We start from the raw sequence: 12,733 nt of genomic DNA, 5'->3' as shown, positions 1-12,733 counted from the left end.
CATGCGTTGAAATGACTGACCACAAGGAGTCGATTATGAATGGCTATCTACGCGGTATCACCCTAGCGCTATCTTGCCTTGCCTGGGGATTGGTTGGAAGTCCATCGGCCTTGGCACAAGTGCCGTTCAATAGCGGCAGCACGGGAGTGTTGGGCGCTCTGAACCCGACCTCCAATACGGCCATCGCCTTGCCGCCGGACGGGGTCTTGAATTACACGACTGTGAACATCCCCGCCGGTGTCACCCTCACCTTTACCCCGAATGCTAGCAACACGCGGGTGACCCTGTTGGCCTCAGGCGATATCATGATTGCCGGAACCGTGAGTGTGAATGGGTTCGATGGAGTGCCTCAATCCACCAGTGGTCCCACATTAAATTTTGGTGCCCTCGGTGGCCCTGGCGGATTTGCTGGGGGTAACGGAGGTCAGCGAGGGACCAATGACTCAGGAACGACTGGGCAAGGGCCAGGCGGGAGGCCGGGATGTGCCTCCAGCACGTGCAACAATGCTCCGCAAGGGCATGGTACCTATGGCGCCGATCTGTCCTTTGTATCGCTCGTCCCACTCTTCGGCGGGTCCGGAGGAGGAGGAACCCGTGCAAATTCTACGTCGGGGCAGACCATAGCCGGTGGGTCTGGTGGCGGAGGGGGCGGCGCGATTGTGATTGCATCTTCAACCCAAATCACCATCAGCGGGGCGGTGACGGCAAACGGTGGCAAAGGAGGAATGCTCGGTGCTAATTGCTCTTTTAATACGGTTGCCGGAAGTGGAAGCGGCGGGGCGATCCGATTAGTGGCCTCACAGATTCTCGGTGCGGGAACCCTGCAGGCCACTCCTGGCATCCAGCCATCGTGTTTTTACAATTTTTTGAACAGTGGCCGTATCCGGGTCGAGGCCAACACATTGTCTTTCACCGGAACGAGTACGCCCGGTTTCTCGCCGGGGGCGCCGACTGGGGTGACGGTTGCCAGCGTGCCCCCGCTGATCAGCGCGCCGAGCTTGCGTATCGCCTCGATTGCCGATGTGGCTATGCCGCCGGTCCCGATCGGGTCCGCCACGATGCCGGATGTGACGCTCCCGGTTGGAACTGGCAACCTGGTTCCGGTCGTACTTACTGCCAACAATATCCCCGTGCCGACATTATTCACCGTGCAAGTTCATTTACCAACGACCTCCAACCCCATGGTGACGGTCACGAGCGGCGCCTCAAGTGGGAGTTTTGCCTCCTCGACTGCGACCGCGAATGTGACGCTCACTCCCAGCCAAGTCTCGGTTTTGATTGTGTATGCCAATTTCAATATCCCTCCGACCATTGCCCGCTTGTTCCCCCTCATTGATGGAGAAGAAGTGGACCACGTCATGATGGCAGCGGGGCTTGGCGAAACTTCTTCCACTTCATTGGTGACCAAACATGGCAAGAAGGTTGATCTGGATCAACTATCACGGGCGGATCAGCTGAGAGTCGCCACGGCATTCGAGGCCCTCCAGCATGCAGAGAACTAAGCAACGGTCGCACCGCAGATTCCTGTCTCGGGAGCGACCCTCGTGCTCCCACTCTCTACCGCATGCTGGCGGATCTGCCGGACATTCTCGAATACCCCTCCACAAGCCCAGAAATCCAGGACGACCCAGAGAGACAGCCATCGTGCCTATCTCACGCTTGTCCTCCGCTGAAAACTTCTGCCGTTCCCCCATAGGATACCTCCTGGCCCATTATGGGCCCGCACCCAAGTGTTCGTAAAATAGGGGCGCTACCCGTGCTTCCTATCTTAATAATTACAGCGCATTCGCACTTTACCTTCTCATTAAATTAGACTATATATTATATTGCATTAATGGAGGTGCCATGAAATCCGACGAAACCAAAACCGAAACGCTTCAATTCAAGGTGACCGAACAAGAACGTAAACTGATTGAACGGTGCGCAGCAGATGAAGGGACGACCGTCTCCAAGTATGTGCGCGGCGCGGTTCTCATGAGCATGGTGATGGACGGCAAAGCTGAGGCGATCAAGATTGTGGCGAGAGAAGTTGGCGAGAAAGCCTTTGGCGTCGTCCGACAGAAGCTTGTTCGACCGACACAGGAAGGACGCTAATAACAGTGCTAACCGTCTCCCTATTAATGGACAAAGCCGGTCCGCGCCGCATGCCGGCAGGCTGGGGCGCGGAGCGGAATGGCCCCCGTCTTGGTAACACGGGGGCGCTACCCACAGCGCTCATTACAGGAGTTCGATAGATTCTATGGATTCTGGCTTCACTCTGACGATTGATTGGCTGGCGTTTACCGTCTTGGCCAGCAATCCCCAAGAGACCATGAAAGTGCTTGGCGGAGACTGGAGCAAGGCCAAAGGCGGCTTCCGAGGCTATCCCTTGTCCTGGATGAGAACCGACGGCCAGCGCGGGGTCGGCAAACTGGGCACGAATGCGCCGCGTCGCCCGAATGAAATCCATGTGGATCTCTCGGGCGGCCTGGCGTCCGCCTTAACACTGGATCAAATCCGACCCCTGCTCAAGTGGGTACAGGCTCAACAAGGGCACGTCACCCGCATCGACTGTGCCCTGGATGACCGAGCCGGAACGGTTCCCGTCTCGACGATTCGTGAAGCAGTCTCGGCAGGCCAGTGTGTCACGAGGGCGGCTCAGGTTCGTCATATCGTCTCCAACCTGACCCACGGCACTGGGGCAACGACCGGCGAGACGATGTACTTCGGCAGTCCGCAGAGCCAGACCTTGTTGCGCATTTATGATAAACGGCTCGAACTGCAGAGCAAAGGCCAGGAGAACTATCAGGACTACGGGACACGGTGGGAGTTAGAGCTCAAGAAGGATCGGGCCGAACAATGTGCGAGAGCGTTGGCCTCGTTAGACGAAGCCGATTGGAAGGAGTTGGTCGTCGGCTTGCTTCGCTCCTATGTGGATTTCCGACAGATCACCAAAGAGACAGAAGACGAAGACCGGTACCGGGCTCCCATGCTGGAGTGGTACGCCCTCCTGACGGAGGGATTTCAGAAGGGGCGATTAGCCCAGGAGAAGCAGGTGCAGACCCTGCAGAACGTGAAACGATGGGTGAGCAACACCCTGACGCCGATGTTGGCGGTCATTTGTGCCACCCCTGGAGGGGAAGAATGGCTACTACAGGAAATTGTCAGGGGCATCTCCCGGTGGAAAGACCGACACCGGAACTTGCTCACACGACCTACTCGGTTTCACCGGTCTGCCGGCGGGAACGCGGGCAGTCCATGTTAGGGGGACTGGGGGTGTCGCGAGACGCCCCCGGTAGATCTGCACATGCTCACTACCAAAGAACTTTCGGCTTGGCTCAACATCAAAGAATCCACACTCTACCTCTGGGCCTCAGAGAACAAGATTCCCTGCCGCCGCATTCACGGCCTCGTCCGCTTTGAACCTGAGGCGATCCAGGCGTGGCTGAGTGGCTTTGATGTGGCTCCTGGAAAGCCACCCACCCTGCCTACTCACCATGACACCCGTGACCTTGATCAGCTCATTGAAGCCGCAAAACACGAGGTCTATACTCCCCGTCACGGGGAAGCCATTCAGTCAAGCCTCATCCGGAAGGAGGATGCAGATGGGGCTGTTTAGACGTAACAAAGTGTGGTGGATGACGTTCATTCATCAGGGCCAGCAGGTGCGGCGGTCCACAGGGACAACGGACAGGCGCTTAGCTGATGCCATTCTGGGAAAAGTACGGGTCAAGATTGTCGAGGGCCGATTCTTTGACACGTTGGAAGCCAAAGACCATACGTTCAACGACATGATGGATCGATACCTTAAAGAGCGATCAATCACCAAGGCCCCGGCAAGCCGACTGCGGGACGAACAATGCCTCACGCATTTACGAAGTGCGTTTGGTTCGTTGAATCTTGCAGAAGTCACACCGAAACTTCTTGCCGCCTACAAGGCGAAGAGGCGTGAGACGGCCAAGCCAGCAACCGTCAATAAAGAACTGGGCTTGGTTCGGCATAGCTTCAACGTGGCTATCCGAGAGTGGGAATGGTGTCGGGACAATCCCATGCAAAGAGTCTGCATGGAAAAAGTGCGCAACGAACGAGACCGGTGGCTGTCTTCAGATGAAGAGGGCCTATTACTGGCTCATTCGGCACCGTGGCTGCAAGACATCATTGTCTTTGCCTTAAACACGGGCATGCGACGAGGCGAGATTCTCAACTTGCAGTGGCCAGCCGTTGACCTCAATCGGCAGGTCTTGGTGGTGATGCGAAGCAAGAATGGAGAGAAGCGCACTGTCCCACTGAATGGTCGGTTAACGGAATTGCTGAAGCGAAAGGCGTCAAAGAAGACAGCAGGCTCGTTCGTGTTTGCGAGTTCAGCAGAGACGCTATTCGACGCTCGAAACCTTACACGAGCATTCAGACTTGCGGCGACGAAGGCAGCGCTGAGCGATTTTCGCTTTCACGATTTGAGACATACCTTTGCCACTCGACTCGCACAAGCAGGAGTGGATCTGTACAAGGTGCAACGCTTACTGGGGCACAAAACAGCGGCTATGACGCAGCGTTACGCGCATCATTCGCCGGAGAGTCTGAGAGAAGGAGTGTTGATTCTGGAGCGCGTTCACCCTCAGATATCACAAAACTATCACAATGAGGGTGGGAGCGTCGGGGGCTGTTGTGTAAGTGCTTGAGAAAATTGGAGCGGGAAACGGGATTTGAACCCGCGACCCTCGCCTTGGCAAGGCGATGCTCTACCACTGAGCTATTCCCGCATCCATCGACCGAAGAAGCGGGATTCTACCGGCCATGCGTAAAGACTGTCAAGCCGCCAGTCACAAATATCATCTTTGTCTCCATCTACGTAGACTCCTGGGGTGCGCCACCATCAAAACGGACCATCGACAGAATGGGCGGGTGGCCCCCTCTTCCCTACGCTGATCAGCCTTTCGACTCAGACCTGTCTGCTTCTTCTATCCACTTGACGGACCTTCTGAGCTTGAGTAGAGTGATTGTAATGACGCTCCGCACTATTCTCATCAACCAGGGAACCTCAGCGTGACCTCACGTCCGCAGCCGTCGATTCCTTTTGCAGCACAAGCGATCCCCTTCGACGAGTATCTCGCCTCGGGCAAGATTCCCGATGGTCTACTGACAAGTGAATATGTCGAGCAGCAGTTTGTCGAGCGACTGGTTCACTACATCCTGAGCGTTCCTGCCGGCAGCTATTCGATGGCACAACTCAGCCGTCTGCTTGAACAACTGGATCCACGTGCGCAGGTGTTCTTCTTCAAGCGGTTGAAAGAGAATAGCCCAGACAGCCTGAAAGACTTTGCTCCGCTGTACTATGGATTCATGAACGAGTTTCACTCCCTCCTGTTCACGTAAGTCACAGCCCAACAAAAAAAAATCTTGTCGGGCCCCCAATCTCAGGTATAATCACGAGAACCTCTCAATGAGCCAAGGAGCACTATGAATCCCACGCTACAACGGGCTGTTACGAGTTTTTATAATCTGGTGTACGAAGCCCAAACGTTCGCGACCACGATGTCTCGGATCGACACCGCCGAGCAAGAACACTATGCGGGGCGGATCGAGGGCCTGAACTGGGTGCTGGACCGCTGCCAGGAGCTCGAGGACATGGATGCCAACATCACTCCGACGACACTGCAACGTGTCCTGACGGAAGTGAAATCGGACTTAGATCATGAGCTCTCCGTACAGCGGCGTGAAAAAGGCCGACGAGCCGACGGACGCGAGGAAGCCTTGACCTTCGTGGCGGACTATTTGTCCAGCCTGATCACGGCAACTGAGATCGAATCCGCCAAAACCTCCGTGTAACCGCCTGTCGATTGTCTCCAGGCTTATCCTTCGTTATGGCCTCCTCCGAGGGCGACTATGGCCCGTGAGTGGATCATCTTCGCCGTGTGCCTCGGCTTGGGAGGCCATATTGCCCTTGCCGTGGTGCTACACGCGCCAGACTTGTGGCCCTGGAGCAAAGCGTGGCTCTATGGATTACTCTCGGGCATCGCGCTCTATGTTGTGGTGCAAGTCATTCGCTCACTCTGGTGGATTTTTCGCGGCAGAAACGCCGAGGAAACGGAACCCCCTGAGGATCAGCGGATCGGCCATCCCTGAATTCAACCACGCAGACCTCTCCAGGTTGCACCACATCCCTCTCCCTCAGTAAAATAGCGATCATGCAGTCACGTTCGAACAGACCCTCACCGCCCAACTGGCCTCCACAGGCCACACGGTCGCGCCCTGCACCTTCACAGTCCGGGCACCGCCCAACGGATCAATATGATTCGTTTAACGCCTCCCTTCTATATTGCGGAAAATGTCGCCAGGCGACGCCCACCCGGCAACGCCTGCTGCTCGTCCTGCCCACAGGCAATCTCTACGAATACCTCTGCGCTCAATGCGGAACCTCAACCGGCTCAAAGACGGAAAGTGCGTCGGCCGAGGGCGGACTGCTGACTCCGTAGCCATTCTCGTCAGAATCCACAGCCAGGCGCATGAGGACTGCGCGCACTCAGGTCACACACCGTAGATGAATGGGGATCGGCACTGCCCGTGGCAATGCACGCACACCGGCCAGGGAGGCTCACGTCGAAGAGGACGAGTCTGAGGAAGGGGAATTAGGAAACCTGCTCCAGAGGAATGCCTTCGTCGATCAGCATGACGGGAATGTCTTCTCGTACGGGATAGAGAATTTTATTGTCGGACCGGATTAATCCTCCATCCAGTTTTTCGGTGACGGGCTTTTGCGCCTTGTTCTTCAGCGTCCCACGCTCAATCGCGCCATTCACCTTTTGAATCAACTGATCGTCGGCAAGCGTCACGGCTTGTTTCGTTTCCGGGCAACACAAAATGGCCAACAGGTCCTTATCTACATTCGCCTTTTTCCCTAGCGCATCGCTCACAGTAGCTCTCACAATCCCACCCGAGCGGGTGACTGAATGGTTATGGGGAAGATAGTCCAAATGAGCCGCTAGATCAAGAAGATACCAAATCCAACCCCGTTCTGTTATCGTAAATGACCTATTCCTCCCTCACTCACCAATAGCGGGACGCGGCGTGACTTCTTCTCATCGGCTCGGACGCATCTTCCTCACAGGACTCCTCGTGCTGCTCCCGGCATGGACGACATTTCTCATTTTGGCCGCACTGTTCGAAACACTGGACTCCTTCCTGCTCGATCTCATCGGGCGGCAAATCCAGCCCTACGCCCCAGGCCTCGGCCTCTTGCTGCTCGTTGGAATGGTACTCACTATCGGAGCGATTGCGACACAGGTCATCGGACAACGAATGGTACGGTGGACCGAGACCGTCCTCGAACGGATTCCGTTGATTCGCAGTATTTATCTCACGCTCAAAGGCATGACGGACTTGCTGAACTACCGGGCACGCTTCGGGCAAAGTACCGTCGTGGCCTTCCCCTTCCCCCGCGACGGACTCTGGGCGCTAGGATTCGTCATGGGCCCGCCGCCACCGGCACTTCAGATCGCCCCGATGGTCGAGTTGGTCATGGTCTTCGTCCCTACCGCCATTCATCCCTTCACCGGATACTTGGCGATGATCCCCAAAACACAGCTGCGTCCACTGAGCCTGCTGCCGGAAGAGGCATTGAAGCTGGAGTTTTCCGCAGGATTGTATCGCCCCTTACCAGGTTGGCTCACAGCGCCGACACGCAACGCGTCATGATCCTCGCCGATCACCTCACCGTCCGTCCGGCAACCCTGGATGATCTGGACACACTCACGGCATTCAGCGCCGCCATGGCACAGGAGACTGAACAACGAACGCTCGATGAGACACTCCTGCGACAGGGAACTCAGGCGGTCCTCGAACAGCCTCAGCACGGCCGGTTTTACGTCGCAGACTTGCGGCAAGCTGCTCCGCTCGATACAGTAATCGTGGGACAACTGCTCATCACCTACGAATGGAGCGATTGGCGAAACGCTCAGTTCTGGTGGATCCAAAGCGTATATGTGCACCCCGCATGGCGACGCAAGGGTGTCTACCGATCCCTGCATGACAGGATCCTTACGTGGGCACGATCACAATCCGGGGTGTGCGGTGTCCGGTTGTATGTCGAGGGCGACAACCACATCGCCAAGACCGTGTATGAGCGAGTCGGACTCACACCATCCGGCTACCACGTATATGAATGTGACTTTGTCCTACCCAAGACCCATACCACCGGCGACCAAGCATAAGCCCGCCCGATGGAGATCTGCAGAAGGAGGATCACACATGCGACGAGTGAGTATGCTCCTGGCCATGATGATACTGACGCTGAATGCCTGCGCATTCAGCCGCGGCACGCTTGGCGACGAGATTAAGACCGAAACCGTCAACCTGATCAAAAAAGGTGTCACCACCAGGGCTGAGGTCCTGGCTCTCCTCGGCGCTCCCGACCGACTCCTTCAATTGAACGGGCGAGACCTCTTTCAATACTACCGGTACGATGCGAAGGTCGGCAGCCTGCTGTTGATCATCGCTAATTTTTCCCGTGCCTCAATTAAAAGCGACGATCTGTTTGTGGTGATCGCCCGCGAGGGAACAGTCGAAGAGGTGATCGCGTCAAAACGCACCGAGGGACTGGAATTTCGTTTCTGGCCGTTTGGGGACTGATATCGTGATGTCCTGGAACCGCTCCCTCACACTCCTTTTTCCCCTGATCCTTGCGGCGGCCCTGTCCGGCTGTAACGTGGCTCGCCTCACGATCAATACACCATTGACGTCAGACTCGGTGGCCTTCATCACGGAAGGCCGCACCACACTGGCGGATGTCATCGCCACGCTGGGGGCACCGGACTCCATGACCGATGCGGAAGCCGGAACCCTCGTGACCTACCGGTTCCTCGACGCCAAGTATTCCCGGGTGAATTTCGGATGGCTGCTGAAACCCTGGTCGCCGGTGGATCCCGACCTCATCTTCTCACGCTCCGGCCTGGGCACAGATGCGTTTGAGCTCCTGTGCGACAACAACTGGATCGTGACCCACCAGGCCTTCGTACGTCACCGCCCTGCGCCGCCATTTACTCCTTATCCGTTCTGATCCCGCCGCCGAGAGGTCGACCTCGATGAATTGCTGCCTCCCGTACATCTGGTTATAATGCCGCTCATGGGTGCAGGTTCTTCCGACGACTCACCGAGCCAAGAGACCCCTGGCTCGTCCGCCTCATATATCCCTGCCGATCGCGACATCGACTTTCTCCAGCGCGACGAACTCCGCCCACTGCGCCTCGGGTTGGAGCTCCTCAAACCGGAATTGATACAAACCGAGCAAGGTATTCACTCGACGATTGTGGTGTTCGGTAGTGCAAGACTTCTCGAGCCCGCGCGCGCGCGCCAAGCCCTTGAGCAAGCCTCCGCAGAATTAGCGGCCTTCCCCGACGATCGAGCCTGCCAGCAACGTCTCGCCGTAGCTGAACGGCGTCTTGCGCTCGCGCGGTATTATGATGTCGCTCGGGAGTTCGGTCGGCTGGTGTCCTCAACCTGCCAGATTGATGGGCAGTGCGACTACGTGATCGTCACAGGCGGAGGCCCTGGGATTATGGAGGCGGCCAATCGTGGCGCGGCGGACGTGGGCGCGAAATCGATGGGGCTCAACATCACGCTCCCTCACGAACAGCAACCGAATCCGTACATCACCCCGGACCTCTGTTTTCAGTTCCGCTATTTTGCGCTCCGCAAGATGCATTTTCTCCTCCGCGCCCGAGCCCTGGTCGTCTTTCCTGGCGGGTTCGGCACACTCGACGAACTCTTTGAGACGTTGACCTTGCTCCAGACCGGCAAAACGCGCAACATCACGATCATCTTGATGGGACAAGCGTTTTGGGAGCGGCTCATCAATTGGCAGCTCTTGATCGAAGAGGGGCTCGTCAGCCCCAAGGACCTCTCGCTGTTCCATTTCGCAGAAACGGCGCAGCAAGCCTGGGACCTCATCAACCGGAACCATGGAGGGCCTACCACCCAATGAAACTCTCATTCCATGGGGCCGCACGATCCGTGACGGGAAGCCGGCACCTCCTCGAAATGCCCGGCAGCAACATCCTCATGGATTGCGGACTCTTTCAGGGGCAACGCCAGGAAGCCGATCGCCAAAACCGGTTGCTGGGATTCGACCCGCGCTCGATCCAAGCCGTGCTCTTGTCACATGCCCACATCGACCATTCCGGAGCCCTGCCCGTACTGGGCAAACATCAGTTTCGCGGGGCGGTGCACATGACTCGTGCGACCGCCGATCTTGCTGCCGTGATGCTGGAAGATTCTGCCCGCCTGCAGGAAAACGACTGCGCCTATTTGAATCGGAAGGAAAAGCGGCGCGGGAAGCGCTGCCTCCAACCCTTTTACGAAAGCCGCGATGCCCGCGCCATTATCCGTCGCTTCGTCGGCGCCCGCTATGACGACCCGATTAAGGTGACCCCACGCGTCACCGCGTCCTTCCACGACGTCGGCCATATCCTGGGATCCGCCGCCATTCGCCTCAAATATACCGCGCGCGGCAATAGTACGACGGTGCTCTTTTCGGGCGATCTCGGGCGCTCGCAAATGCCGATCCTCCGTGATCCCACTCCGCCGCCAAGCTGTGATGTGCTGATCATCGAATCCACCTACGGCGACCGCCTGCACGAAGAAGCCGGGGAGGCGTTGACTCAAAAAGCTCAGCAACTGGTCGCCCATGCCAAAGAACAGAAGAGCAAGATCATCGTGCCCGCATTCGCGCTCGGACGCACGCAGGACCTGGTCATGCGGATCAAACGATTGGTGGCTGAGGGGAGAATCGACCCGCTCCCGATTTATATCGACTCGCCTCTGGCGTCGAAGGTCACAGACGTCTTTCGAAAACACCCCGAGTGTTACGACGAAGAAACCTTCCGTACGTTCACGTCAGAAGGAGATCCCTTTGCGGCCCGATATATTCGCTATGTCTCCTCGCCGGAAGAAAGCAAACGATTGAATGAACTGAAGGGTCCCTGTGTGATCATCGCCTCTTCCGGCATGTGCGAAGGAGGGCGTGTCGTGCATCACCTCAAACATGCCATCCAGGACGAAGCCAACATCATCGCCATCGTGGGATTTCAAGCTGAGCATACGCTGGGCCGCAGACTGGTCGAAGGATGGGATATCGTGCCGATCTTCGGGGTTCCGACCCCACGCCGAGCCCAGGTGGTGGTCTTCAACGGGTTGTCGGCCCATGCGGACCGGAACGATCTGCTTGCGTATGTGCGAGCGATCTCCCCCGCCCCCCAACAAGTGTTCGTGGTCCACGGAGAAGAAAAACAAGCTTTGTCGCTGGGCGCGGCCATTCAGACCGAACACCCCAACATGGCTGTTGTCGTTCCGGCCAAAGACAGCACCTACGAGATCTAGCCCCGCGTCTGAGGCGCACCCACTCACGGAGGAAATCGGCAGACATGAATCTCTCAAGAACGAGCCTCGATGCAGTCCTGTCCTGCGCCGTGATCCTGGTGGCTGCCTGTGCGTCTCCGGCCTGGAGCCTGGACGGATCGCCCGATGCCGTGACCCAGGGCCGAGTCCGTGCGCGCGCCTTGGGGCTGAACCTCGGACAATTTCAACCGGGCCCCCTGAATGCCATCACCGATGTGCCGGGCGTCAAAGTCGGGCAGGTGACGCTGACCCAGGGGGAGGGCCCTCTGCAACCCGGCCAGGGACCGGTCAGAACCGGCGTCACGGTCATCGTGCCGCGCGACGATGTGTGGCGCAAGAAAGTCCCGGCAGGAGCCTTCGTCCTGAACGGCACTGGTGAAATGACGGGACTGTCCTGGGTCGCGGAATCGGGTTTTCTCGAATACCCCATTGCGTTGACTAACACCCTCAACGTGCCCCGAGTGGCCAATGGCGTCATCAGCTGGATGCTCACGCAATATCCCGGCATCGGCATTACCGATGACACCCTGACCCCCGTCGTGGCGGAATGCGACGATGGACGATTAAACGACATTCAGGGTCGCCACGTCTCGGAAACCGATGTCATGCGGGCACTGAATGAGGCGTCATCAGGCCCTGTCACGGAGGGGAGCGTGGGAGCCGGAACCGGCATGATCTCCTATGGATTCAAAGGCGGCATCGGCACGGCCTCGCGGCGAATCCCGGATGCCAATGGAGGATTTACGATCGGGGTCTTGGTGAATGCGAACCATGGCCGCAGGTCCGAACTCACCATGGGCGGGGTGCCGGTTGGGCAACGCTACGACGCCGCAGGCCCGCAAGCGAGCCTGTCGCTGGAGCGAAATTCGAGTGCCCTTCCCGCCCCCCGCGAAGGAAGCAGCGGCAACGCCGAAGGGTCGATCATTATCGTCATTGCCACCGATGCGCCGTTGGATAGCCGACAACTCACCCGCCTCGGAAAACGAGCCGCATTAGGACTCGCCCGCACCGGCTCAACCGCCCGCCACGGGAGCGGGGATTTCATGCTGGCCTTTTCCACCGGCAACGTCATCCCTCATTACCCGTCCGACCCCACCTTTTCACTCACTCATCTGGCCGATACCCACCTCAATCCGGTAATCACCGCCACGGTGGAGGCCACTGAAGAAGCGATTCTGAACGCGCTCACCGCAGCCACCACCGTCATCGGGCGAGACGGGTTTCGGGCAGAAGCCATTTCCATCCCTCGCCTGCGAGAGATCCTCTCCGCCGGTAACGCACCTAGTCCCTAGCCCGCATGATTCAGGGTGGTTCGTCTCGAACTGGCGGAGTCGCGCAACGAGATGGGCGCACGGAGCCGTGATGG

Annotated in this window: 16 protein-coding genes and 1 tRNA gene; 15 read left to right on the top strand and 2 right to left on the bottom strand. The window is 57.8% G+C overall.

Features of this window, described 5'->3' with window-relative positions; genetic code table 11:
- Positions 1-35 precede the first annotated feature (35 nt).
- The 5 genes from V9G17_11045 to V9G17_11025 all read left to right on the top strand — a co-directional run bounded on the left by V9G17_11045 (position 36) and on the right by V9G17_11025 (position 4,658).
- Entirely contained in the window at positions 36-1,502 is a 1,467-nt protein-coding gene (locus V9G17_11045) for a hypothetical protein (protein ID MEI2753127.1), read from the top strand.
- Between the two features lie 343 nt (positions 1,503-1,845).
- The gene (locus tag V9G17_11040) at positions 1,846-2,094 is read left to right on the top strand and encodes a hypothetical protein (GenBank protein MEI2753126.1); all 249 of its coding nucleotides are present in this window, start codon (positions 1,846-1,848) and stop codon (positions 2,092-2,094) included.
- Between the two features lie 145 nt (positions 2,095-2,239).
- The gene (locus V9G17_11035; protein ID MEI2753125.1) at positions 2,240-3,244 is read left to right on the top strand and encodes a replication initiation factor domain-containing protein; all 1,005 of its coding nucleotides are present in this window, start codon (positions 2,240-2,242) and stop codon (positions 3,242-3,244) included.
- Between the two features lie 42 nt (positions 3,245-3,286).
- Complete coding sequence (locus V9G17_11030) at positions 3,287-3,598, top strand: helix-turn-helix domain-containing protein (protein ID MEI2753124.1); 312 nt, start codon at positions 3,287-3,289, stop codon at positions 3,596-3,598.
- A complete protein-coding gene (locus tag V9G17_11025) occupies positions 3,585-4,658 on the top strand; it encodes a tyrosine-type recombinase/integrase (protein MEI2753123.1) in 1,074 nt (357 codons plus the stop codon). Before V9G17_11030 ends, V9G17_11025 begins: the two co-directional genes overlap by 14 nt.
- A gap of 6 nt (positions 4,659-4,664) precedes the next feature.
- On the opposite strand, the gene V9G17_11020 is transcribed toward V9G17_11025, so the two are convergent.
- Positions 4,665-4,739 (bottom strand) — tRNA-Gly (locus V9G17_11020).
- Positions 4,740-5,022: 283 nt separating this feature from the next.
- Between V9G17_11020 and V9G17_11015 the strand changes: the two genes are divergently transcribed.
- From V9G17_11015 to V9G17_11005, 3 genes are all read left to right on the top strand, one after another.
- Complete coding sequence (locus tag V9G17_11015; protein ID MEI2753122.1) at positions 5,023-5,352, top strand: hypothetical protein; 330 nt, start codon at positions 5,023-5,025, stop codon at positions 5,350-5,352.
- 84 nt (positions 5,353-5,436) lie between these two features.
- Positions 5,437-5,805, top strand: coding sequence for a hypothetical protein (locus tag V9G17_11010; protein MEI2753121.1), 369 nt, complete (start codon positions 5,437-5,439; stop codon positions 5,803-5,805).
- A 57-nt stretch (positions 5,806-5,862) separates the two neighbouring features.
- Complete coding sequence (locus tag V9G17_11005; GenBank protein MEI2753120.1) at positions 5,863-6,102, top strand: hypothetical protein; 240 nt, start codon at positions 5,863-5,865, stop codon at positions 6,100-6,102.
- 503 nt (positions 6,103-6,605) lie between these two features.
- Here V9G17_11005 and V9G17_11000 read toward each other — a convergent pair.
- Entirely contained in the window at positions 6,606-6,902 is a 297-nt protein-coding gene (locus V9G17_11000; protein MEI2753119.1) for a Trm112 family protein, read from the bottom strand.
- Positions 6,903-7,044: 142 nt separating this feature from the next.
- Between V9G17_11000 and V9G17_10995 the strand changes: the two genes are divergently transcribed.
- The 7 genes from V9G17_10995 to V9G17_10965 all read left to right on the top strand — a co-directional run bounded on the left by V9G17_10995 (position 7,045) and on the right by V9G17_10965 (position 12,659).
- Positions 7,045-7,671, top strand: a complete 627-nt coding sequence (locus tag V9G17_10995; GenBank protein MEI2753118.1) for a DUF502 domain-containing protein — start codon at positions 7,045-7,047, stop codon at positions 7,669-7,671.
- A complete protein-coding gene (locus tag V9G17_10990; GenBank protein MEI2753117.1) occupies positions 7,668-8,186 on the top strand; it encodes an N-acetyltransferase in 519 nt (172 codons plus the stop codon). The genes V9G17_10995 and V9G17_10990 overlap by 4 nt, the downstream gene beginning before the upstream one ends.
- Before the next feature lie 37 nt (positions 8,187-8,223).
- Complete coding sequence (locus V9G17_10985; protein MEI2753116.1) at positions 8,224-8,604, top strand: hypothetical protein; 381 nt, start codon at positions 8,224-8,226, stop codon at positions 8,602-8,604.
- Positions 8,605-8,608: 4 nt separating this feature from the next.
- Complete coding sequence (locus tag V9G17_10980; protein ID MEI2753115.1) at positions 8,609-9,031, top strand: hypothetical protein; 423 nt, start codon at positions 8,609-8,611, stop codon at positions 9,029-9,031.
- Positions 9,032-9,097: 66 nt separating this feature from the next.
- Positions 9,098-9,955, top strand: coding sequence for a TIGR00730 family Rossman fold protein (locus tag V9G17_10975; GenBank protein ID MEI2753114.1), 858 nt, complete (start codon positions 9,098-9,100; stop codon positions 9,953-9,955).
- A complete protein-coding gene (locus tag V9G17_10970; GenBank protein MEI2753113.1) occupies positions 9,952-11,349 on the top strand; it encodes an MBL fold metallo-hydrolase in 1,398 nt (465 codons plus the stop codon). Before V9G17_10975 ends, V9G17_10970 begins: the two co-directional genes overlap by 4 nt.
- 44 nt (positions 11,350-11,393) lie before the next feature.
- Entirely contained in the window at positions 11,394-12,659 is a 1,266-nt protein-coding gene (locus V9G17_10965; GenBank protein MEI2753112.1) for a P1 family peptidase, read from the top strand.
- The last annotated feature ends 74 nt before the right edge of the window (positions 12,660-12,733 follow it).

It is taken from the genome of Nitrospira sp. (assembly GCA_037045225.1).
Lineage (GTDB): Bacteria > Nitrospirota > Nitrospiria > Nitrospirales > Nitrospiraceae > Nitrospira_A.
Note: the sequence above shows the minus strand (reverse complement) of the source record. Positions and strands in the feature narration are given on the sequence as shown.

Coding starts and splice junctions, on each gene's coding strand:
- V9G17_11030 (MEI2753124.1), top strand. CDS start 3,287: ATGCTCACTACCAAAGAACTTTCGGCTTGGCTCAACATCAAAGAATCC.
- V9G17_11010 (MEI2753121.1), top strand. CDS start 5,437: ATGAATCCCACGCTACAACGGGCTGTTACGAGTTTTTATAATCTGGTG.
- V9G17_10970 (MEI2753113.1), top strand. CDS start 9,952: ATGAAACTCTCATTCCATGGGGCCGCACGATCCGTGACGGGAAGCCGG.
- V9G17_10990 (MEI2753117.1), top strand. CDS start 7,668: ATGATCCTCGCCGATCACCTCACCGTCCGTCCGGCAACCCTGGATGAT.
- V9G17_11035 (MEI2753125.1), top strand. CDS start 2,240: ATGGATTCTGGCTTCACTCTGACGATTGATTGGCTGGCGTTTACCGTC.
- V9G17_11005 (MEI2753120.1), top strand. CDS start 5,863: ATGGCCCGTGAGTGGATCATCTTCGCCGTGTGCCTCGGCTTGGGAGGC.
- V9G17_10965 (MEI2753112.1), top strand. CDS start 11,394: ATGAATCTCTCAAGAACGAGCCTCGATGCAGTCCTGTCCTGCGCCGTG.
- V9G17_10975 (MEI2753114.1), top strand. CDS start 9,098: ATGGGTGCAGGTTCTTCCGACGACTCACCGAGCCAAGAGACCCCTGGC.
- V9G17_11025 (MEI2753123.1), top strand. CDS start 3,585: ATGGGGCTGTTTAGACGTAACAAAGTGTGGTGGATGACGTTCATTCAT.
- V9G17_11045 (MEI2753127.1), top strand. CDS start 36: ATGAATGGCTATCTACGCGGTATCACCCTAGCGCTATCTTGCCTTGCC.
- V9G17_10985 (MEI2753116.1), top strand. CDS start 8,224: ATGCGACGAGTGAGTATGCTCCTGGCCATGATGATACTGACGCTGAAT.
- V9G17_11040 (MEI2753126.1), top strand. CDS start 1,846: ATGAAATCCGACGAAACCAAAACCGAAACGCTTCAATTCAAGGTGACC.